23 protein-coding genes are annotated in these 21,575 nt (G+C 68.2%); 16 read left to right on the forward strand and 7 right to left on the reverse strand.

All coding sequences use genetic code 11. From position 1 onward, the window contains the following. The first annotated feature begins 9 nt into the window (after positions 1–9). Both QM841_RS03280 and QM841_RS03285 read left to right on the forward strand, forming a co-directional pair. The gene (locus tag QM841_RS03280) at positions 10–627 is read left to right on the forward strand and encodes a TetR/AcrR family transcriptional regulator (RefSeq protein WP_283330895.1); all 618 of its coding nucleotides are present in this window, start codon (positions 10–12) and stop codon (positions 625–627) included. Between the two features lie 49 nt (positions 628–676). Continuing rightward, complete coding sequence (locus tag QM841_RS03285; RefSeq protein WP_011597417.1) at positions 677–1,606, forward strand: alpha/beta fold hydrolase; 930 nt, start codon at positions 677–679, stop codon at positions 1,604–1,606. Between the two features lie 33 nt (positions 1,607–1,639). On the opposite strand, the gene QM841_RS03290 is transcribed toward QM841_RS03285, so the two are convergent. Further along, positions 1,640–2,413, reverse strand: a complete 774-nt coding sequence (locus QM841_RS03290) for a VOC family protein (RefSeq protein ID WP_283330896.1) — start codon at positions 2,411–2,413, stop codon at positions 1,640–1,642. A gap of 104 nt (positions 2,414–2,517) precedes the next feature. Between QM841_RS03290 and QM841_RS03295 the strand changes: the two genes are divergently transcribed. Next, positions 2,518–3,804, forward strand: coding sequence for an alpha-hydroxy-acid oxidizing protein (locus QM841_RS03295; protein WP_283330897.1), 1,287 nt, complete (start codon positions 2,518–2,520; stop codon positions 3,802–3,804). A gap of 5 nt (positions 3,805–3,809) precedes the next feature. Here the strand turns inward: QM841_RS03295 and QM841_RS03300 are convergent, their stop codons facing one another. Continuing rightward, positions 3,810–4,106, reverse strand: coding sequence for a response regulator transcription factor (locus QM841_RS03300; protein ID WP_280780657.1), 297 nt, complete (start codon positions 4,104–4,106; stop codon positions 3,810–3,812). A gap of 107 nt (positions 4,107–4,213) precedes the next feature. Then, positions 4,214–5,308, reverse strand: coding sequence for a GmrSD restriction endonuclease domain-containing protein (locus QM841_RS03305; RefSeq protein ID WP_283330898.1), 1,095 nt, complete (start codon positions 5,306–5,308; stop codon positions 4,214–4,216). A gap of 172 nt (positions 5,309–5,480) precedes the next feature. On the opposite strand from QM841_RS03305, the gene QM841_RS03310 reads away from it, so the two are divergent. The 3 genes from QM841_RS03310 (at position 5,481) to QM841_RS03320 (ending at position 7,539) form a co-directional block, all read left to right on the forward strand. Beyond that, positions 5,481–6,473 (forward strand): alpha/beta hydrolase, encoded by a 993-nt coding sequence (locus tag QM841_RS03310; RefSeq protein ID WP_283330899.1) that lies wholly within the window; start codon positions 5,481–5,483, stop codon positions 6,471–6,473. Continuing rightward, positions 6,470–6,931 (forward strand): alternative ribosome rescue aminoacyl-tRNA hydrolase ArfB, encoded by a 462-nt coding sequence (gene arfB, locus QM841_RS03315; protein ID WP_502943209.1) that lies wholly within the window; start codon positions 6,470–6,472, stop codon positions 6,929–6,931. Before QM841_RS03310 ends, arfB begins: the two co-directional genes overlap by 4 nt. Positions 6,932–7,056: 125 nt before the next feature. Further along, positions 7,057–7,539 (forward strand): sigma factor-like helix-turn-helix DNA-binding protein, encoded by a 483-nt coding sequence (locus QM841_RS03320; protein WP_283330900.1) that lies wholly within the window; start codon positions 7,057–7,059, stop codon positions 7,537–7,539. Positions 7,540–7,545: 6 nt separating this feature from the next. Here QM841_RS03320 and QM841_RS03325 read toward each other — a convergent pair whose 3' ends face one another. Genes QM841_RS03325 through QM841_RS03340 form a run of 4 tightly spaced genes read right to left on the reverse strand, consistent with a single transcriptional unit; the run spans position 7,546 to position 9,465 of the window. Then, positions 7,546–7,896 carry a VOC family protein gene (locus tag QM841_RS03325; RefSeq protein ID WP_280780662.1) on the reverse strand — a complete coding sequence of 117 codons (351 nt, stop codon included), beginning with the start codon at positions 7,894–7,896 and terminating at the stop codon, positions 7,546–7,548. 41 nt (positions 7,897–7,937) lie between these two features. Continuing rightward, positions 7,938–8,501, reverse strand: a complete 564-nt coding sequence (locus QM841_RS03330; protein WP_280780663.1) for an SRPBCC family protein — start codon at positions 8,499–8,501, stop codon at positions 7,938–7,940. Then, the gene (locus tag QM841_RS03335; protein ID WP_283330901.1) at positions 8,498–8,815 is read right to left on the reverse strand and encodes an ArsR/SmtB family transcription factor; all 318 of its coding nucleotides are present in this window, start codon (positions 8,813–8,815) and stop codon (positions 8,498–8,500) included. Before QM841_RS03335 ends, QM841_RS03330 begins: the two co-directional genes overlap by 4 nt. Before the next feature lie 32 nt (positions 8,816–8,847). Beyond that, positions 8,848–9,465 (reverse strand): TetR/AcrR family transcriptional regulator, encoded by a 618-nt coding sequence (locus tag QM841_RS03340; protein ID WP_283330902.1) that lies wholly within the window; start codon positions 9,463–9,465, stop codon positions 8,848–8,850. Positions 9,466–9,590: 125 nt separating this feature from the next. On the opposite strand from QM841_RS03340, the gene QM841_RS03345 reads away from it, so the two are divergent. From QM841_RS03345 to QM841_RS03390, 10 genes are all read left to right on the forward strand, one after another. Beyond that, positions 9,591–10,517 carry an AurF N-oxygenase family protein gene (locus tag QM841_RS03345; RefSeq protein WP_283330903.1) on the forward strand — a complete coding sequence of 309 codons (927 nt, stop codon included), beginning with the start codon at positions 9,591–9,593 and terminating at the stop codon, positions 10,515–10,517. Continuing rightward, the gene (locus QM841_RS03350; RefSeq protein ID WP_283330904.1) at positions 10,514–12,325 is read left to right on the forward strand and encodes a DUF4873 domain-containing protein; all 1,812 of its coding nucleotides are present in this window, start codon (positions 10,514–10,516) and stop codon (positions 12,323–12,325) included. The genes QM841_RS03345 and QM841_RS03350 overlap by 4 nt, the downstream gene beginning before the upstream one ends. A gap of 51 nt (positions 12,326–12,376) precedes the next feature. Further along, entirely contained in the window at positions 12,377–13,519 is a 1,143-nt protein-coding gene (locus QM841_RS03355) for an XdhC family protein (RefSeq protein ID WP_283330905.1), read from the forward strand. Positions 13,520–13,595: 76 nt separating this feature from the next. Further along, complete coding sequence (locus tag QM841_RS03360) at positions 13,596–14,501, forward strand: FAD binding domain-containing protein (RefSeq protein ID WP_283330906.1); 906 nt, start codon at positions 13,596–13,598, stop codon at positions 14,499–14,501. 2 nt (positions 14,502–14,503) lie between these two features. After that, positions 14,504–15,088 (forward strand): (2Fe-2S)-binding protein, encoded by a 585-nt coding sequence (locus QM841_RS03365; protein ID WP_283330907.1) that lies wholly within the window; start codon positions 14,504–14,506, stop codon positions 15,086–15,088. Continuing rightward, on the forward strand, positions 15,085–17,487 hold the full coding sequence (locus QM841_RS03370) for an aerobic carbon-monoxide dehydrogenase large subunit (protein ID WP_283330908.1): 2,403 nt from the start codon (positions 15,085–15,087) through the stop codon (positions 17,485–17,487). Before QM841_RS03365 ends, QM841_RS03370 begins: the two co-directional genes overlap by 4 nt. A 29-nt stretch (positions 17,488–17,516) precedes the next feature. Then, positions 17,517–18,410 carry an XdhC family protein gene (locus tag QM841_RS03375; protein ID WP_283330909.1) on the forward strand — a complete coding sequence of 298 codons (894 nt, stop codon included), beginning with the start codon at positions 17,517–17,519 and terminating at the stop codon, positions 18,408–18,410. Beyond that, on the forward strand, positions 18,407–19,294 hold the full coding sequence (locus tag QM841_RS03380) for an AAA family ATPase (RefSeq protein ID WP_283330910.1): 888 nt from the start codon (positions 18,407–18,409) through the stop codon (positions 19,292–19,294). The genes QM841_RS03375 and QM841_RS03380 overlap by 4 nt, the downstream gene beginning before the upstream one ends. Positions 19,295–19,306: 12 nt before the next feature. After that, on the forward strand, positions 19,307–19,948 hold the full coding sequence (locus QM841_RS03385; RefSeq protein ID WP_280780671.1) for an SRPBCC family protein: 642 nt from the start codon (positions 19,307–19,309) through the stop codon (positions 19,946–19,948). Then, positions 19,945–21,162 (forward strand): vWA domain-containing protein, encoded by a 1,218-nt coding sequence (locus tag QM841_RS03390; protein ID WP_283330911.1) that lies wholly within the window; start codon positions 19,945–19,947, stop codon positions 21,160–21,162. Before QM841_RS03385 ends, QM841_RS03390 begins: the two co-directional genes overlap by 4 nt. The last annotated feature ends 413 nt before the right edge of the window (positions 21,163–21,575 follow it).

The raw sequence follows: 21,575 nt of genomic DNA on the forward strand, positions 1-21,575 counted from the left end.
CATCGAGTCATGAGTTCACCGGCGCGCCAGTACCGCGGTCGAAGTTCGGAGGAACGCGCCGCGGACCGGCGCGCGCGACTGCTCGAGGCAGGACTGCAGGTGTTCGGCACCGTGGGTGGCGAGAAGGCGACCATGACCGCGATCTGCGCCGAGGCGAAACTGACGGAACGCTATTTCTACGAGGGCTTCCGCGACCGGGACGACCTGCTGGTGCAGGTGATCGAGGGCATTGCCGCGGAGATCGCGGAGGCGACGCGGGTCACCCTCCAGACCGTGACCGGCGACCCCGAGGTGCGGGCGCGGGCGGCGATCGCGACGTTCGTCGACATCCTGACGGCGGACCCGAGGAAAGGGCGGGTGTCGATCATCGAATCGGCGGGCGCCGAACCGCTGCGGACGCGACGGCGTGAATTGTTGCGGGCGTTCGCCCTGCTGGTCGCGGAGGAATCGAAGGAACTCTACGGCGACCGGGCGTGGTCGTCGCCGCAGGACGAGATCACCGCGCTGCTGTTCGTGGGCGGGCTCGCGGAGCTCATGACGGCGTGGCTGAACGGCGAGATCGAGGTGTCTCCCGAGCAGATCGTCGATGCCGCGACCTACCAGTTCACGTCCACCGCACACCGCTGATCGGGTCCCGGGCGGAAACGTGACGGGTGTCACGTGCGAAGCTGTGGGCATGGTGGATATCGCACGCCCGCAGTTGGAGGGCACGGTCGCGGTAGGCGAGGGGCGTCGGCTCGGCTTCGCGGAGTTCGGTTCGGCACAGGGCAGGGCGGTGTTCTGGCTGCACGGCACACCCGGTGCGCGGCGTCAGGTGCCGATGGAGGCCCGGGCGTTCGCCGAACGCGAGCACGTGCGGCTGATCGGGATCGACCGGCCGGGGGTCGGGTCGTCGACGCCGCACCGCTACGGCGCCGTGATCGACTTCGCCGAAGACCTGCGGACGGTCGCCGACACGCTGGGCGTCGACCAGATGGCCGTGGTCGGCCTGTCCGGTGGCGGGCCCTACACACTGGCCGCGGCGTACGCGATGCCCGACCGCGTGGTCGCGACCGGAATCCTCGGGGGTGTCGCGCCGACGAAGGGTCCCGACGCGATCCGCAGCGGGCTGATGGATCTCGCCGTCCTGGCGGCTCCGGTGCTGTCGGCGGGCGGTGTCCCCGTCGGGTTGGCGGCGAGTTCCGTGATCAGGCTGGCGAGACCGTTCGCGTCGCCGATCATCGACCTGTACGGGCGGCTGTCGCCGGAGGGCGACCGCCGTCTGCTCGCGCGGCCGGAGTTCAAGGCGATGTTCCTCGACGATCTGCTCAACGGCGGCCGTAAGCAGCTCAGTGCACCGTTCGCCGACCTCGTCCTGTTCGCGCGGGACTGGGGATTCCGGGTGAATGCGGTGAAGACCCCGGTGCGGTGGTGGCACGGCGACTGCGACCACATCATTCCGCTCCGGCACGGGCAGCACATGGTGTCGCTTCTTCCCGACGCCGAGTTCCACACGATGCACGGGGAAAGCCATCTCGGGGGCCTGGGCATGTCGGAGGAGATTCTCCGCTCGCTCCTCGACATCTGGGACGCCAAGGAGGCGCAGGCGCCGTTCGGCCCGGTGTGACGGTGGCGCGTTCTGCGCGCCACCGTCACCGGATCAGGACTGCAGCGTCGTGATCTGGAAGGTGGCGCCGAGCGGGTCGGCGACGGACGCGAGCCGCCCGAACGGGGTGTCCTCCGGTTCGCGCCGGACGTTGCCGCCCAGTTCGGTCACCTTCGCGACCGCCGCATCCGTGTCCTCGACGCCGATGTAGAACTGCCAGAACGAGGGGACGCCTTCGGGCAGGAACGAGTCGGCGTCCATGACTCCGGCCACGGTGCGGTCGCCGAGGTTCGCCTGCGAGTACCGGAATTCGTCTGTGTCGCCGAGGGTCCGGAAGGTCCAGCCGAAAACGTCCGCGTAGAACGGGAGCGCCGCCGCGTAGTTCCGCGACAGCGTTTCGTGCCAGACGGGCGCGCCGGGCTCGTCCACGAGACCGAAGCCGTCGTGCTGATCGGCCTGCCACACGCCGATCACGGCGCCGGCCGGATCACCGAGGATGGCCATCGTGCCCTGGTCGCCCACGACCATCGCGGGCATCATCACCTGGCCGCCCGCCTCGGCGGCCTTCGCCGCGGTGGCCTCCGCGTCCTCGGACGCGATGTACGTGGTCCACACGTTGCCGTACGGGTTGCCCTGCTGTTGCGGGCCAAGGCCCGCAATGGGTTTGCCGTTCATGCTGAAGATGGAGTAACCGCCGTACTGCGGATCCTCGTTGGTGTCCGACCTCCACCCGAGCAGTCCGGTGTAGAACGGAATGACCTGTCGTGGGTCGGAACTGGTGAGATCGATCCAGCAGGGAGCGCCGGTGAGGGACGGGCGGTCGGGCATCTCGGTCTCCTGGGATGTCTGGGGTTCGGTGTGGTGCCGGTCACAAACCTACGCGTCCCGGCGACCTGCCGTCGGTTCGTGCCGGCCTGTGGAAGACTCGGCGCATGTCTGCGAGCGAGAACCAGGACAGTCCGGGCCGGGCCCGCCAGAATCTGATCTACCGCGACGGCGTCCTCGGCCGCACACCCTCCGTTCCCACCGACTTCGACACGCTGGAGCGACGCGCGAAGAGGAAGATGAGCGCGAAGGGGTGGGCGTACGTCCACGGCGGCGCGGGGCTGGGTCGCACGATGCAGGCCAACCGCGATGCGTTCGACAAGTGGCAGATCGTTCCCCGGGTGTTGCGCGACGTCTCGAAGCGCGACATCGGGGTCGAGTTGTTCGGGCGCAGGATTCCGGCCCCGGTGCTGCTCGCCCCGGTGGGCGCGGCCGAACTGGCCAGGCCGGAGGCGGATGTGGCGATCGCGGCCGCGGCCGCCGAACTGGGTGTGCCGTACATCTTCTCCAACCAGGGCTGCGCACCGATGGAGGAGAGTGCGGCGGCGATGGGCGACGCACCCCGGTGGTTCCAGCTGTACTGGAGCACCGACGACGATCTCGTCGACAGCCTGCTCCAGCGTGCCGAGAACATTCGTGCGGACGCCGTCGTCGTCACCCTCGACACGACCATGCTCGGCTGGCGCCCGGAAGACCTCAACCTCGGCTCGCTGCCCTTCGCTCAGGGGCAGGGGATCGCGCAGTACACGTCCGATCCGGTGTTCCGCCGGATCGTGCACGAGCGGATCAAGGCCGCCGCAGGCAAGGCGGACGTCGAGGTGACGCTCGGCGCGATCCGGTCGCTGGTGTCGATGACCCGGCGCTTCCCGGGCCGCTTCCTCGACAACCTGCGGTCGCCGGAACCGCGGGCCGCTGTGGAGACGTTCCTCGACATCTACTCCCGGCCGTCGCTGAGCTGGGCCGATATCGAGACCCTCCGCAGCAGGACGTCGCTGCCGATCCTCCTCAAGGGTGTGCTGCACCCCGACGACGCCAGGCGCGCGCTCGACGCCGGGGTGGACGGCATCGTGGTGTCGAATCACGGTGGGCGGCAGGTGGACGGCAGCGTGTCGTCGCTGGACGCGCTCGTGGACATCGCGCCCGTCGTCGACGGCAGGCTGACGCTGCTCCTCGACAGCGGAATCCGCACGGGAGCAGACGTCTTCAAGGCCCTCGCCCTCGGTGCGGACGCGGTGACGCTCGGCAGACCCCACCTGTACGGCCTGGCCCTCGCAGGTCAGGCCGGTGCGCGGGACGCCACCGCCAACGTGATCGCCGAGTTCGACCTCACGATGGGTCTCAGCGGCCTGACGTCGGTGGCCGAGATCGACCGGAACGCCCTGCGCAGGGCGTAGACACGTCAGAGTTCGGCGATCGTGATGATCCCGTCCTGAAGGGCCCGCACCAGCAGCGCCGTCTTGGTGGACGCATCACGTCCGACCAGCGCGTACTTCTCGCGGATGCGGGTCAGGTGCGTGTTGACCGTTCCGAGCGCGATGTGGAGGTCGGCGGCGACGGCGAGCTTGGAGTCGCCGCGCAACCAGTGGCGGAGAACCTCGATCTCGCGCGCCGACAACGCCGGCTTCGAATACGTGCGGGCGACTGCCGGTTCGTCGGTATGTGGGGGGTGCCCGAGTGCGTCGGGTGCAGTGGTCATGCCGATCTCATCTTTCTGACATGTACGAATGCGCTACAGGTACCCGACGTCCCTGCAGGCAGTTCAGGTTAACTGGTGGCGGAGGTGCTTGTCGCGTCAGGCCCGGATCAGCTCTCACAGCCGACGCCGTCGCCGTCGCGATCGAGGTGGGTGCCGTAGCCCGGCTCGCCGATGCGGACCGGCGCGGCACCGGCCGCCTTGGCCGCCGAACAGTTCTTGTAGTAGACGTCGCTCGGCGGTGCCGTGTCGACGAACGGGACCGGTGCGGGTGCCGGAGCGGGAACGGGAGCGGGAGCGGGCGCAGGTGCTGCTTCCGGGACCGTGCTGGTAGTCGGAGCGGGCGCGACCGCAGGCGTCGCCGCCCCGCAGTCCTGGAGAACCCGGGCGATCGCATCGTGCTCGGCCTGGGTCACCCACAGCCCGTACGCGGCCTTCACCTCCACCTGATCGGCCACGTAGGTGCACCGATAGCTCTTGTTCGGGGGCAGCCAGGTTGCGGCGTCTCCGTCCGACTTCTGCTGGTTGGTGGGGCCGTCGACGGCTTTCAGGTTCCGCGGATCGTTCGCGAAGTTCGTCCTGGTCGCGGTGTCGAGCTGCTGCGCCCCCTTCTGCCAGGCGTCGGACAGCGCGACGACGTGATCGATCTGCACGGCATTCGACGTGCCCTCACCGCGAACGAAGGAGATGGTGTTGCCCGTGTACGGGTCGAGCAGCGTTCCGGTCTGTACCGCGCAGTCGCGGCTGCCCGGCTTGAACACGATCTGTTCGAGGTCGCGCCCGAGGATGTCGTTCCGCGTGTCGCACCCGTTGTGACCGCCGTCGACGGTGACGTCGTCGGTCCACGCCTGGCCGAAGAGATCCCGGTCGTAGCCGGTCTTCGGTGCGCGTCCCTTGACCTCGAGGCCGGCGAGTTGCTGCAACGCGGCGGTCGCGTCGGCGCCGCCGGCCGCGGCGGGTTCGACGGGTGAGAGGGCGAGCGCAGACGAAACCGGCACCGGTGGCGACGAACTCCACGCGGCACGCGCCGTCGTCGAATCGGCGACCGTGGGCGTCACGGACGCGGATACCGCTGTGGCCTGGGCCGATTGGTCGTCCTGTCCGGGGCTGAGGAACGAGACCGCGGCCACGACTACGACGATCCCGCCGGTGATCCAGGGCCACTTCTTACGAGTGGCAGGTGATGAGGGCGGGGGAAGCGTCATGCCGGTCCTTCAATGAACGTGGGGGGTCGGATGTTCATCGCGCGGAAGGGCTCTTCCGTTACTCGGCATCGCGGGAACTGTTAGCATGCCCGGGACCGGAATTCGTGCGGGTGGAGGGCGGTACTCGGTCGTGACACGACAGATCTTTCGGGGGAAATTGCGAACAGCGGCCGTGACGGCTGTGACCGTGGTCTCTCTCTGCCTCGGCGGCACCGTCGCGGCGGCCGCCGATCCGATCGTCGACACCGGTCAGGCGCTAGGTTCCGCGGTGGCGCCGAACGGGTCGACGCTCGATCACGTCACCGTGATCGATTCGAGACACCTGACGTTGCACGTCTTCTCGGCGTCGATGCAGCGGGTCGTTCCGGTGTACGTGCAGCGCCCCGCCGACACCAGCGTGCCGAGGCCGACGCTGTACTTCCTCGACGGTCAGGTCCGTCGGGAGAAGACCGATGTCGAAGAGTTCCTGGACGACCAGAACGTGAACGTCGTGAGCCCGTCCGGCGGCGAGAACGCGTATTGGACGGACTGGAAGAGCCCCGACCCGGTGATGGGGGTGAACAAGTGGAAGACCTTTATGACTCAGGAACTTCCGCCGGTCGTCGACGCGGCCCTCGGCACCAACGGAGTCAACGCGCTCGCCGGCATGTCACGGGTGGGTACTGCCGCTCTGCAGTTGGCGATTGCCGCTCCCGGCCTGTTCCGCGGTGTGGCCGCCTACAGCGGTTGCGCTCTGACCAGTGATCCGCTCGGTCAGCTCTTCATCAAGATCACCATGGACAACTACGGCTACGGCAACCCGGCCAACATGTACGGGAAGGCGGACGATCCGGCGTGGGCGGCGAACGATCCCTACATTCACGCCGCCGAACTGCGCGGAACGGAACTGTTCCTCTCCAACGGCAACGGTCTGCCGGGGCGCCACGAGACCCTGGACGGCCCCGGGATCGACGGGAACGTCGCGACGCTCGCGCGTCAGATCTACGCGGGTGGTCCCATCGAAGCGGTGACCAACTACTGCACCCATCGATTTACGGATCGCCTGGGGGAACTGGGAATACCTGCAACCGCAAGTTTCCGTAACTCGGGCACACACTCGTGGGGATACTGGCAGGACGACCTGCACGATTCCTGGCCGGTGCTCGCTCGGGCGCTGGGAGTGTGAGCGAAGTTCCTCCGGTGTTTCCCGGCGGCGAGGTCACCGACGACCTCGAGATCACGCGGTCGCTCGTCGTTCCGGCCGCCGAGTTGCAGTGGCGGTTCTCCCGCGCCGGCGGTCCCGGCGGTCAGGGCGTCAACACCACGGACTCGCGGGTGGAGTTGCGGGTGAACCTGTGGACGTTGTCGACGCTGTCGCCGTCCCAGCTCGAACGCATGCAGGTTCAGCTGGGACACAGGCTCATTGACGGGGTGCTTACCGTGACGGCGTCCGAAACCCGTTCGCAGCTGCGCAATCGGCGCGCTGCCCGGGCCCGGATGGCGGCGTTGTTGCGCGCGGCGGTCCTCGCCGAAACCCGCACTCGGCGTCCGACCAAGGCGACCAAGGGTTCGCACCGACGAAGACTCGACGCCAAGAAACAACGCGGCCAGACCAAGAACCTGCGGAGGAAGCCGGACATGTAAGGGGTTTCACGCACCGGGAAATGGGGAACCTCCCGGATGTGTTGACCCCTGGTGTGCCGGAAGATGAGTACGGAAGCGCCGTGACGGATGACCGGAGACGGCGAGGTCGGGGGATCGAGGGTCATATGAGTGTGCTCGACGAGGAATTACATTCGGCAGCGACGGCCGCCGCGGCGGGGGATCGCGAGGCTGTCGAGCGGGTGATGACGACGCTGTGGCCGCAGGTGGTGCGCTATTGCCGTACCCGCGTGGGGGATTCCGCGCAGGTCACGCGGCCGGCGGACGAGGTGGCGCACGAAGCGCTGCTCGCGGTCGCGTGCGAACTTCCGGCTCTCGCTCGCAGTGACCATCCTGTCCGCGAGGTGTATCGCGTCGTGAGCCGGACCGTCGCGGACGCCCACGGCAGCGCGGTCGGAAGTCCGGACATTCCGGCGGAAGTGGCCGTGCTGCTACGCCATCTCGACGCCACCGCCCGGGAGATCGTCCTGCTGCGGGTCATCGACGGGCTGTCCGTGCACGACACCGCGGGCCTGCTCGGGCTCCCGGTGGGCCGGGTCCTCGTCGTGCAGCACGAGACGCTGCGGACCCTGCGGGCGAAGGTGGCCTGATCGGCGTCAGCGCCGGCTGGACAGGACGCAGAACTCGTTGCCCTCGGGATCGGCGAGCACCACCCAACTCTGCTCGCCCTGACCGACATCCGCGTGCCGGGCGCCGAGCCCGAGAAGCCGCGCGACCTCGGCCTGCTGATCGTCGGGCTGGAAGTCGAGATGCAGGCGGTTCGGTATCTGCTTCCGGTCCGGAACCGCCACGAACAGGATCTCCGGGTGGCTGTCGGCCCGGGGCCGGATGTGGACGTCGCCGTCGGAGTCGGTCACGGCTCCCCAGCCCAGGGCCTCGGCCCACCAGCGTCCCAGGGCTGTCGGATCGAGAGCGTTGACCACCACGGCTTCCCATTGCAGTCCCATGCGTCAACGGTACGGGGAGCGGCGGACGCCCGTCTCCGATTTCACTGCAGCGTTGGATCGATCGGTTCGACGCCGAAGCGTTCGGAGTACTGCTCGTTGAGTTCGCGCCAGCCGTAGTTCATCGCCTCGGCGCCGACGATCGGTCCGATCGGATTGCCGCCGAGTAGGGCCTCGGCGACGTCCAGACACATGTGCCACCCGGCGGCCGTCATCGCCGCGGTTCGCTGGTCGTCGACCGTGTGGCGCAGGGTCAGTCGGGTGCCCGCGTCGGTTTCTTCGATCGTCCAGAGCAGGACGTCGTCACCCCAGGCGTGTTCGAGGGCGTGCGGTGAGTCGGCCCGGGTCACGGTGCCGTCGAGTTCGGTGCGGTTCTGCCCGTCGACCATGATCAGGGTCGCGGGACCGACTGTTCCGAGGTTCCGGTCCGCGGTGTACGGCGCCCACTGTGGAAGTTCGCCGGGGTCCGTGAGCGCGGTCCACAGCGCCGCCGGCGAGTGGGTGAAGTCGCGAACGAAGGTCAGAGCCCATCGGGTGCCGTCGGGTCGTGCTTCGACGTGCCGCAGTGGGCCGGGGCGGTAGTCGCGGCGTGCGTCTGATTCGGTCATGACGGGGTCTCCTTCGATTCGAGGTGCCGCTCGAGCGCATCGAGGTGATTCGCCCACAGCCGGCGGTAGGGCTGCAGCCACGCGTCGAACTCGTCGAACGGTTCGCGGTGCAGGCTGTAGATGCGGTGCTGGGCCGCGGTGCGGCAGGTGACGAATCCGGCCTGCCGCAACACCCGCAGGTGTTTGGACACGGTCGGCTGGGGCAGGGCGAGTTGGTCGACGAGTTCGCCGACGCTGGCGTGGCCGGCCCGCAGCCGTTCGAGGATCCTGCGGCGCTGTGGTTCGGCGACCACGGTGAACACGTCCGGTGCCATGACCCGAGCATGCGCCTACGCGTATATACGCGTCAAGGAATATGAATGTCCGGTTGTGGCATGAACGCGATCGCCAGCAGGGATCGGACGAACTCGCGCAGAGCCCGCTCGTCGGACGTGTCCACGATCCCCTCCGTGATGATGAGCGAGCCGATGATGCGGAACGCCCACTCGGAGATGGCGGTGGGGCTCACTCCCGACAGTTGCTCGGGAGCGAACAGGCGCTCGAAGTGGGGGGTCAGAAGTTGCGCCCCGAGTTCGATCATCGGCTTCGCCTTGATCGTGAACCAGGGGAGCACCACGTCGGGGTCGTCGCGCAATCCCTTCTGTAGCAACCGGTGTCCGTTTGCGTACTGGACGGCGAACACGACGGCGTCGACGAATCGCACCTGGAGTTGGCTCTGCCGTCCCCGCAGCACCGGGTCGAGCACGACGAAGAACCGCGAGATCTCCCGTTGGAAGAGGGCCTCGAGGATGGCGGACTGATCGCCGACGTGTTTGTAGAGCGTGGGCCGGGACAGTCCCGCTCGCTCGGCGATGACCGCATGAAGCCGGGTGCTGTAACCGAGTTCGATCAGGCATTCCTCGGCCGCGTCGAGGATCCGTTCCCGGAGTTCGCCGGGGCTCGGTGGCGTCGGCTGCGTCCTCACGGCCCTGATTGTGCTGTTCGGGTGGGGTGGGCGCAAACAGAAGCCACAAATGTGAACTCGGGTCACAGATAACCATTGACCTGCGTCACACCCGGGTTTACGTTTTACCTATAAACGGCAACGAGATGGAATCGCGCTCGACGAAGGGATCAGCGATGTCTCAGCGTTCACACACGATCGGTCGGGAGGAAGTCGCCGGGCGGCTCCTCGCCGGATCCGTCAAGCGTTCGTACGCCCCCGTGGTCGATATCGACTGGGACGCGCCCCTCGAGGACGGCAAGTACTTCCTGCCGCCGCAGGTCCTGTCCCTGTGGGGAACCGAGATGTGGGACCGGATGAGCGAGGCGCAGCGCATCGAGCTGTCCCGGCAGGAATCGGCGAACATCCTCAGTGTCGGAATCTGGTTCGAGAACATCCTCAACCAGGCGCTCCTGCGTGCGCTGCTGCACAACGATCCGAGCTCGCTGCACACCCGGTACACGCTCACCGAGATGGGCGACGAGTGCAGGCACATGACGATGTTCGGGCGCGCCATCGAGCAGATGGGCACCAAGCCCTTCCAGCTCCGGTGGTATCAGGCAGTCGTGGTCAACGTGCTGCCCAAGACATTTCGCGGAACCATGCTCTGGGTGGCCGCGCTGATCGGTGAGGAGATCTTCGACGCCACGCAGCGGCGCGTCCTCGCGGACCCGCAGCTGCAGCCGATGATTTCCCGGCTGATGCGGATCCACGTCACCGAGGAGTCCCGGCACATCCGATTCGCGCGCGAGGGGGTGCGTCGCCGCGTCGCGGAAGGCCACCGGATCGACCGGCTGTGGGTCGGAACGGTGCAGGGCATCGGCGGCCCGCTGTTCCATCGGCTGTTCACCAACCCGGCCATGTACGAGCGGGCCGGGCTGGATCCGAAAGAGGCACGTCGACAGGCGCTGGCAAATCCTCACTTTCGCGAAAATCAACGACGGGGGTTCGAGTCGCTGGCCGCGTTCCTCGAGGAGAACGGCCTGATGCGAGCGACGTCCCGCGCGCTGTGGCGGCGCGGGGGATTCCTGTGACAACCGGAATCACCGAGCCGGACGTCCTCGTCGTCGGCACCGGATTCGCCGGACTGTGCATGGCGATCAAGCTGAAGGAGGCGGGCGAGGAGAACTTCGTCGTTCTCGAGAAGGCCGATCGGGTGGGCGGAACGTGGCGGGAGAACACGTATCCCGGATGTGGTTGCGACGTGATGTCGCTGATGTATTCGTTCTCCTTCGCGCCCAACCGGAAATGGACCCGGATGTACGCGCGGCAGCCCGAGATTCTCGACTACATCGAACGGGTGGTCCGCGACTACGATCTGGCACCACACATCCGGTTCGGCTCCGAGGTGATCTCCTACGAGTTCGACGACACCACCGACCGGTGGCGGGTGGAGACCCGGTCGGGTTCCGTCTATCACCCCCGCATCGTGGTCGCCGGTCCGGGACCGCTGCACAAACCCAGCGTCCCGGATTTTCCCGGCCGGGAGTCGTTCTCGGGTGTGGCATTCCATTCCGCCGAGTGGGATCACTCGGTCGACATGAGCGGTAAGCGGGTGGCGGTGATCGGCACCGGAGCGAGTGCCGTGCAGTTCGTCCCGGAGATCGCGAGGACGGCCGCGCACGTCGACGTCTTCCAGCGGACGCCGCACTGGATCCTGCCGAAGCTGGACCGTCCGATCACCGCCGGGGAGAAGGCGGTGTTCAAGGCTGTTCCCGGAGTCCAGAAGGCTTACCGCGGTGCGATCTACTGGAGTCACGAATCGCTGATCGCCGGGTTCCTGCACCCGCGACTGATGACGGTGCTGGAGTCGGCCGCCCGGGGTCTGCTGCGCAGGCAGGTGCGTGATCCCGAACTGCGTGCCACACTGACCCCCGACTACATCATCGGCTGCAAGCGGATTCTGGTGTCCAGCAATTTCTACCCGGCCCTGCAACGCGGGAACGTCGATCTGGTCACTTCGGGTATCTCGGAGGTCACCGAACGCGGGATCCGCACCGAAGACGGAACGATGCACGAGGCGGACGTCATCGTCTACGGCACGGGATTCGCGGTCGGCGACCGGTTCGAGAACGAGCACATCGTGGGCTGCCGCGGCCTGACGATCCAGCGGGCCTGGCGCGACGGCATGGAGGCGTACCTGGGCGTCGCGGTCGCGGGGTTCCCGAACTTCTTCCTCATGATGGGGCCGAATTCCGGTGGCGGCAACCAGTCGATCGTCTTCGTCATCGAGGCCCAGGCGCACTACATCACCCGATGCCTGGCGCTGATGAAGAACCGCGACGCGACCCGGATCGAGGTGCGCGCGGGCGCGCAGCGCGAATTCAACCGGGTGGTCCACCGCAAACTCGCGGGCTCGGTGTGGAATTCGGGGGGTTGCGACAGCTGGTACCTCGATTCCACCGGCCACAATCGGGCGGCGTGGCCCGGGTCGAGCGCATCCTACTGGCGGCACACGCGCACCCCCGACGACCGGCACTTCGAGCTGAGTTCGCTCGCCGAGCGCGAGGACGACACCGAGTACCGCGGGCCCGGCGTGCTCACGTCCGGCGACCTGACCGTGGCCGTCGAGGTCTTCCTGAACGGTCACATCGAACCACTGGACGGCCTCTACCACTGGTACGGCCGCGTCGTCGGCGACGGCGTCGACGAGGCGAAACGCCGCAACCGCGCCCCGTTGTTCCTCACGATCGGGGACGGTCCCGAAGTGCCCGCGGCGCTCGCGGAGCGCGACCCGTGGGGCCACTTCCGGATCGCCGGGGTGGGCACGCCCCCGTTCCCGCTGTCGCCGGTCGAAGTCGAGGTTCCCGTCTCCCGGGCCAAACTCGCCTCGGCGGAATAAGCTTGGTGCTGAGCGTGTATCACACGTCGGACTCGAGCGGGAAGGGTGCTGATGCGCGACGTGCTGGCGGACCTGATGGCGGTGTGGACCGCGGGTGGGACGGCGGGTGTCGGGACGGTGGTCCGCACGTTCCGCTCCGCGCCGCGACCGCCGGGGGCGTCGATGGTCGTGGCGCCCGACGGGAGCGCGTCCGGTTCGGTGTCCGGCGGGTGCGTCGAGGGAGCGGTCTACGAACTCGCATCCGAGGTTTCGGCGTCCGGCACGCCGGTGCTGCAGCGGTACGGGATCAGCGACGAGAACGCGTTCGAGGTGGGTCTGACCTGCGGTGGAATCATCGACATCTTCGTCGAGCCCGTGTCGCGGGACAATTTTCCGGAGCTCGGTGAGATCACCCGGGACATCGACAATCACCTGCCGGTCGCGGTGGCGACCGTCGTGGCGCATCCCGATGCGGCTCGGGTGGGGCGCCGGCTGGTCGTCCGGCCCGAGAGCGTGAGCGGTTCGCTCGGCTCGGACCGGGCCGATTCCGCGGTCACCGACGACGCCCGGGGCCTCCTCGCGGCGGGCGGCAGCACCGTCCTGACGTACGGCACCGACGGTCAGCGACGCGGCGAGGGCATGGAGGTGTTCGTCGCCAGTTACGCGCCGAGGCCGCGCATGCTCGTGTTCGGGGCCATCGACTTCGCCGCCGCGGTGGCCCGGCAGGGTGCCTTCATGGGATACCGGGTGACGGTCTGCGACGCCCGTCCGGTGTTCGCGACACACGCGCGGTTCCCGACGGCCGACGAGGTGGTGGTGGACTGGCCGCACCGGTATCTCGCTGCGCAGGCCGATGCCCAGGCCATCGATGGCCGGACCGTGATCTGCGTACTCACCCACGACCCCAAGTTCGACGTCCCTCTCCTCGAGACGGCGCTGCGCCTCCCGGACGTCGCGTTCATCGGCGCCATGGGCTCCCGCAGAACGGACCTGGACCGGCGTGAACGCCTACGTGAGGCCGGTCTGACCGACACCGAACTCGACCGGCTGTCGAGCCCCATCGGCCTGGACATCGGCGCCCGGACACCCGAGGAGACTGCGGTGTCCATCGCCGCCGAGATCATCGCCCGCCGGTGGGGTGGCACGGGGCGCCCGCTGGCGGAGTCGAGCGGCCGGATCCACCACGAGGAACCCGTCGATTCCTACGTCGACTAGGGCGGTTCAGCCGGGGTTGACGGACCACCGGTTCTTGCGCAGGCTGAGAGGATCCACGTTTGTGAGGTAGGTCACAATGCAAGTACCAGGATCCTTCGAATACGAGCGTGCAACGGGCGTCGAGGACGCCATCGCCCTGCTCGACCGGCTGGGCGACGAAGCCCGCCTCGTCGCAGGCGGCCACAGCCTGCTCCCCATGATGAAACTTCGCCTCGCCAATCCCGAGTACCTCATCGACATCAACGACCTCGAGGGTGAACTCGGCTACATCACGACCGAGCGGTCGAGGCTGCGGATCGGTGCGATGACACGGCACCGCCGGCTGCTCGAATCGGACGAACTTGCGGCGGCGTTCCCCCTCTTCCGCGACGCGGAGAAGGTGATCGCCGACCCGGTGGTCCGCAACCGCGGGACCATCGGCGGATCGCTGTGCCAGGCGGATCCGGCCGAGGACCTCACCACTGTCTGCTCTGTTCTCGACGCCACCTGCGTGGTACGTGGGCCCGGCGGACGCCGCGAGATCCCCATGTCCGAGTTCCTCGTCGGGCCGTACGAGACGGCGCTCGCACACAACGAGATGCTCATCGAGATCGTGATACCCGTCCACGGCCACAGCTCCAGCGCGTACGCCAAGGTCGAACGGCGGACCGGGGATTGGGCGGTCACCGCGGCCGGAGCGGCCGTCACGGTGGAGGGCGGCGAGATCGCCCGGGCAGCGGTCGGCCTCACTGCGGTCGACCCGGATCCGTCCGGACTTTCGGATGTCGCCGACTACCTGATCGGACGTCCCCCGTCCGAGGAGGCGTTCGCCCAGGCCGGGCGGATGGCCGCGCAGGCCTGCAAACCCGTCGCCGACGCCCGCGGCACCGTCGACTACAAACGCCATCTCGCATCCGAACTCACGATCCGCACACTCCGTACAGCGGTCGACCGGGTGCTCCGCAGCGACGTGGAGCACGAGCCGACCGGAGAAGAGGCATAGCCATGCAGGTGAACATGACCGTCAACGGTGAGACAGTGAGCGCCGAGGTGGAACCGCGCATGCTGCTGGTCCATTTCCTCCGCGACCAGCTCGGCCTGACCGGAACCCACTGGGGCTGCGACACCAGCAACTGCGGCACGTGCGTCGTCACCGTGGACGGCGATCCGGTGAAGTCGTGCACGATGCTCGCCGCGATGGCGAGCGGACACGACGTTCGCACGGTCGAGGGCCTCGAACACGACGGCGAACTCGATCCAGTCCAGCAGGGCTTCATGCAGTGCCACGGACTGCAGTGCGGGTTCTGCACCCCCGGCATGATGATGACGGCGCGGGCACTACTCGACCGGGAGGAGAGCCCCGACGAGGCCACCATCCGGGAAGCGATCTCCGGCCAGATCTGCCGCTGCACCGGGTACACCACGATCGTGCGCTCGATCCAGTGGGCTGCCGACCATCGGGCGGGCGAGGCCGCCGAGCCGGAACCGGCAGGCGACTTCGACGCGGACGTGCAGGAGGACAAGACGCGGGGCGCCGAGGGCGCACCGATGACAGTCGAGGAACACGCGACGACTGGAAGTGCATCATGACCACCGTCGAATCCCGCCCGCCGTCTGGCGGCGCGGATATCGTCGACAACGACAAGAAACCCTGCGGCCACGGCCGCATGCTGCGCAAGGAGGACCCCCGCTTCATCCGGGGGCTCGGAAATTACGTCGACGACATCACCCTCCCCGGCATGCTGCACCTGGCGATCCTGCGGTCGCCGGTCGCGCACGCGCGGATCGTGAACATCGATACCACTGCCGCACAGGAACACCCGAAGGTGACGGCAGTGGTGACGGGCGCCGACCTCGCCGCGAAGAACCTCGCCTGGATGCCGACGCTGTCCAACGACGTGCAGGCCGTGCTGGCCACCGACAAGGTGCGTTTCCAGGGCCAGGAGGTGGCGTTCGTCATCGCCGAGGACCGTTATTCGGCCCGGGACGCGCTGGAACTGATCGACGTCGAATACGACATGCTCGATCCCGTCGTCGACGCGCGCGCCGCGCTCTCGCCCGACGCGCCGGTGATCCGCGACGACCTCGACGGCAAGACGGACAATCACTGCTTCGACTGGGAGACAGGCGATGCCGCCGCGACCGAGGCGGTGTTCGCGAAGGCGGACGTGGTGGTGAAGCAGGAGATCGTCTACCCCAGGGTGCATCCGGCTCCGATGGAGACGTGCGGTGCGATCGCCGACGTCGACAAGGTGTCCGGCAAGCTCACCCTGTACACCACGTCGCAGGCGCCGCACGCGCACCGGACGGTCTACGCCTTGGTCTCGGGGATCCCGGAGCACAAGATCCGGGTGGTGTCCCCGGACATCGGCGGGGGATTCGGCAACAAGGTCCCGATCTACCCGGGATACGTGTGCGCGATCGTGGCGTCGCTCGTGACGGGCAAACCGGTGAAGTGGATGGAGGATCGCAGCGAGAACCTGATGAGCACGGGCTTCGCCCGCGACTACATCATGGTCGGCGAGATCGCGGCGACCAGCGAGGGCAAGATCCTCGCGATCCGCACGAAGGTACTGGCCGATCACGGTGCGTTCAACGGCACGGCGGCCCCGGTGAAGTATCCGGCCGGTTTCTTCGGCGTCTTCACCGGCAGCTACGACATCGAGGCCGCGCACTGCGCGATGACGGCGGTCTACACGAACAAGGCGCCCGGCGGGGTGGCGTACGCCTGCTCGTTCCGCATCACCGAGGCCGTGTATCTGGTCGAGCGGCTCGTCGACTGCCTGGCGTTCGACCTGAAGATGGATCCGGCGGAACTGCGGCTGAAGAATCTGCTCAGGCCGGAACAGTTCCCGTACACCAGCAAGACCGGGTGGGTGTACGACTCGGGCGACTACGAGACCACCATGCGCAAGGCCATGGACATGATCGGCTACCAGCAGTTGCGGGAGGAGCAGAAGGAACGCCGCGAACGCGGCGAGCTGATGGGAATCGGCATGTCGTTCTTCACCGAAGCCGTCGGTGCCGGCCCCCGGAAGGACATGGACATCCTCGGCCTGGGCATGGCCGACGGCTGCGAACTGCGCGTCCACCCGACGGGCAAGGCCGTCGTGCGGTTGTCGGTGCAGACCCAGGGACAGGGTCACGAGACGACGTTCGCACAGATCGTGGCGGAGGAGCTGGGGATCCCACCGGACGACATCGACGTCGTGCACGGCGACACCGACAACACGCCGTTCGGGCTCGGCACGTACGGCAGCCGGTCGACACCGGTGTCGGGGGCGGCCGCGGCGCTGGTGGCCCGCAAGGTCCGGGACAAGGCGAAGATCATCGCCTCGGGCATGCTCGAGGCCTCGGTCGCGGATCTGGAATGGGAGAAGGGCGTATTCCATGTGAAGGGCGATCCCTCGGCGAAGGTGACCATCCAGGACATCGCGATGCGGGCGCACGGCGCCGGCGACCTGCCGGAGGGAATCGAAGGTGGCCTCGACGCGCAGATCTGTTACAACCCCGAGAATCTGACGTACCCCTACGGCGCGTACTTCTGCGTCGTCGATGTCGATCCCGGCACCGCGGTGGTGAAGGTGCGGCGGTTCCTCGCCGTCGACGACTGCGGCACGCGCATCAACCCGATGATCATCGAGGGGCAGGTCCACGGCGGCATCGTCGACGGCATCGGTATGGCGCTCATGCAGATCATCGAGTTCGACGAGGACGGCAACTGCCTCGGCGGATCACTGATGGACTACCTGATCCCCACCGCGCTCGAGGTCCCGAAGCTCGAGACCGGTTTCACCGTGACCCCGTCGCCGCATCACCCGATCGGCGCGAAGGGCATCGGTGAGTCCGCGACGGTCGGATCGCCCGCGGCCGTGGTGAACGCGGTCGTGGATGCACTCGCCCCGTTCGGTGTCCGGCACGCCGACATGCCGCTCACCCCGTCCCGGGTGTGGGAGGCCATGCAGGGCCGCGCGACACCCCCGATCTGAATGTCGCCCGTCGGCTGCGAGGAGGCCCGATGGATCTGAAAGAGCGTGCGGCGCAACTGGCGCGCGACCGCAGGCCGTTCGTCCATGCGACCGTGGTGCGGGCGCAGCCGCCCACGTCCAGCCACACGGGCGACGAGGCGATCCTCCTGCAGGACGGGACGATCGAGGGGTTCGTCGGTGGTCAGTGCGCGCAGAATTCGGTGCGTTTGGCCGCCCTGGGCGCGCTGGCAACCAACGAGAGCGTGCTGTTGCGGGTCCTTCCCGACGGGGCGGTGCAGTTCCCCGAGACTCAGGGCGCGTCCGTCGTGGTGAATCTGTGCCTGTCCGGCGGTGCCATGGAGATCTTCCTGGAGCCGCAGCTGCCACCGCCGTTGGTGCGGATCTTCGGCACCACGCCGATCGCGCAGGCGTTGGGGGGCATAGCGGAACTGCTGGGATTCACCGTCGAGCACGACGACGCCGGTGTCGAGCAGTTCTCCGGCACCACGGCGGTGGTGCTCGCCGGTCACGGCGGACCCGAAGCGGAGGTCATCCGTGCGGCGCTCGACGCCGGGGTCGGGTATGTCGGACTCGTCGCCAGCCGACTACGCGGTGGGGCCATCCTCGACACCCTGGGTCTCACCGAGTCCGAACGGTCGCGGGTACACACCCCCGTCGGTCTCGACATCGGGGCGCGGACGTCGGCGGAGATCGCGGTGTCGATCGCGGCCGAGTTGGTGCAGGAACTGCGAACCGCGGGACTTCACGCGCCCGAAGATGATTCGACTCCGCGAGCGGCGGCGACGGAGGTGATCGATCCCGTGTGCGGGATGCGCGTCGTCGTGGGGCGGGACACCGCCCACCTACGGCGCGGCGGTGACGACTTCTGGTTCTGCGGGCCGGGTTGCCGGGCATCGTTCGCGCAGGAGACGGGAGCGGTATGACGGCGGCATTCGAGGACGTGGCGGACGTGGTCCGGCGCTTCGATGCCGAGGACTACCTCCTGGACTTCGGAACCGCGTCGGCTCTGTATCTCGCGGCGGCCCTGCGCCGCCCGCTCCTGCTCGAAGGCGAACCCGGAGTCGGCAAGACCACCGCGGCGAAGGCTCTCGCGACCGTCCTCGGCGCCCCGCTGATCCGATTGCAGTGCTACGAGGGCCTCACCGCGAACGAAGCCCTCTACGACTGGAACTACCAGCGGCAGTTGCTCACCATCCGGCTGGCCGAATCGCGGGGCGACGGCCTCACCGAGGACGACCTGTTCGCCGAGGAGTTCCTGCTGGAACGTCCGATCCTCCATTGCGTGAGATACCGAGGACCGACCCCGCCCGTACTGCTGATCGACGAAATAGACCGAGCCGACGACGAGTTCGAGGCACTCCTCCTCGAATTCCTGGGGGAGGCATCGGTCACCGTGCCGGAACTGGGAACGTTCACGGCCGAACAGCACCCCGTCGTCGTGCTGACGTCCAACCGGAGCCGCGACCTCCACGACGCGCTGCGCAGACGATGCCTCTACCACTGGATCGACTATCCGGAGCCGGCGCGGGCGGCCGCCATCGTGCGCCGCACGGTGCCCGTGGCGGCGTCGCCCCTCATCGAGCACGCCACCCGCTTCGTCGGCCGGGCCCGCGAACTCGATCTCGACAAGCCGCCCGGAATCGCCGAGACGATCGACTGGGTGTCCGCACTCGCGGCGCTGGGAGTTGCCGATCTGGTGCGCGACGACGCGATCCAGAGCCTGAGTGCCCTCGCGAAGACCCCGGACGACCGCACAATAGTTCAGGACGCATTCACCGACTACGCGCACGGCCTGGCCACCGGATGAGAGGCAACTGCCATGAAGATCGCCAACGAGTTCACCGTCAGCGCCCCGATCGAGCAGGCCTGGGAGGTGCTCAGCGACCTCGAGGAGGTTGCTCCCCTGCTCCCCGGAGCTCAGATGACAGGGCGGGAGGGTGACGATTACCTGGGGAAGGTGAAGGTCAAGGTCGGCCCGGTGACCAGCGAGTTCAAAGGCAAGGCCGCCTTCGTCGAGCGTGACCCGAAGGAGCATCGCGCCGTGATCGATGCCCGCGGGAGGGACTCGCGCGGGTCCGGCAACGCGTCCGCGACGATCATCGCCCAGTTGCACGAGGTCGGCGACCGCACACGCGTCACCGTGGACACCGACATGAAGATCGTCGGCAAACTCGCGCAGTTCGGCAGCGGAATGATCCAGCAGGTGTCGGAGAAACTCATGGGGCAGTTCGCGGAGTCGCTGGAAGCGAAGCTCGCCGGGGGACCCGCCGACCAGCCCACGGCCGCGCCCGAGGCGGCCGGCACCACGAACCTTTCCGTGGCCCGGCCTGCCGCCGAACCGGCGCCGCTGGACCTGCTGGCGCTGTCCGGTGCGGGTGCGTGGAAACGGTACGCCCCGATCTTCGCTGCCATCCTCGCCGGGATCGTGGTCGTCCTCGTGGTGGGCCGCCGCAGGCGATGAGCGCGTCGGGCGTCCTGCGGGGCGTCGATCTCGCGGCGTTCGCGGTGGCACTCGTCGCCCGGTTGCGCTCACGTGGTGTCGTCGTCTCGGCGAGTGGCCCCGCGGTGTTCGTGCAGGCACTTCATCTGTCGCCGCCGGCTTCGCGGTCGCGGCTGTACTGGTCGGCACGTCTGACGCTGGTCAACCGCGTCGACGACCTCGCGTCGTTCGACGCGGTGTTCTCCGCGGTCTTCGAGGACGCCGTGCTGTCCGTGGATCCGCACGCGCGACGCGGCGCTGCGGGACGAGAGACCGCCCTCGCCGGTGTCCGAGACGGCCGCGACCGGCCCGGTGAGGCGCAGGACGTCGAGGGCGTGCCGTGGATGACACGACCAATGATGACCGGCGGCGACGACAGCGGCGAGGACGACATTCACGACGCGCTCACCGCCGTGCCGGACACCCTGCCCAGCAGGCTCGTGGCCCGCGCCGACGAACCCTTCGCCCGATTCGACGCCGGCGACCTCCGGCTCCTCGGGTCCTGGCTGGAGCAGGCCACCGCCGCGTGGCCGTCCCGCCGCACCCGACGTCGCGAAGTGCATCGCCGCGGCCGGCGTATCGACCTGCGCGCCACCATGAACCGGTCGAGGGCCACGGGCTGGGAGCCGGTGGTCCTCGCGCGGAGCCGTCCGCGGAGCCGTCCGCGGCGCATCGTGATGCTGTGCGACGTGAGCCGGTCGATGCAGCCGTACGCCGCGATCTATCTCCATCTGATGCGGGCGGCGGTGCAACGACAGACCGCGGGCAGGCCGGAGGTGTTCGCGTTCTCCACGTCGCTGACGAGGCTCACGCCCGTGCTCGCCCACCGCAGCGCCGAGACCGCGGTCCGTAAGGCGAACGACAAGGTGGTCGACAGATTCGGTGGCACCCACATCGCGGGCAGCGTGAGCGAACTGCTCGCGTCCCCGCACGGCAACGCGCTGCGCGGCGCAGTCGTGGTCATCGCGTCCGACGGCTGGGACAGCGACGACCCGACGCGCCTGGCGCAGGCCCTCACCCGGGTCCGGCGCCGCGCCCATCGACTGGTGTGGCTCAACCCCCGCGCCGGTGATCCCGACTTCCGGCCGCTCGCCGGATCGATGGCGGCCGCGCTGCCCCTCTGCGATGCTTTCCTCCCCGCGCATTCCGTGTCGGCGCTCCGCGACGTGCTGGACGTGATCAGCCGGATGGGATAGCGGGTGGCGCGATTTCCACACCCAGGGTGCCTGGCCGCCGTCATGTGTTTCGCCGAAGCTCTATGGACGGTGCACACCGTTCTTCAGCTCACAGGAGGAACCCACATGTCGACTTCCAGAACTTCCGCCAGAATCGTGGCTGCCATCGGGGCGGCCCTCGCAGCCCTCTCGATCTCACTGGTGGGGAAGGCCGAAATCGCCGGCGCCAGACCATGTCAGAACGATTGTCACGCACCGGTTCCCAAGCCGCCGGTCGACGGCTGCCAACTCTGCAATCCCAACCCACCACCGCCTCCGCCGCCACCGCCCCCGCCCCCGCCGCCACGGTAGGGAAGAGTTCGGCATGCCAGACACGCGCCTCGGCCGCACGGTCGGGGCGCGTGTCGCGTTGTGGGGACGCCCTCGGTCAGTTG

It is taken from the genome of Rhodococcus sp. IEGM 1307 (genome assembly GCF_030056915.1).
Lineage (GTDB): Bacteria > Actinomycetota > Actinomycetes > Mycobacteriales > Mycobacteriaceae > Rhodococcus_F > Rhodococcus_F opacus_D.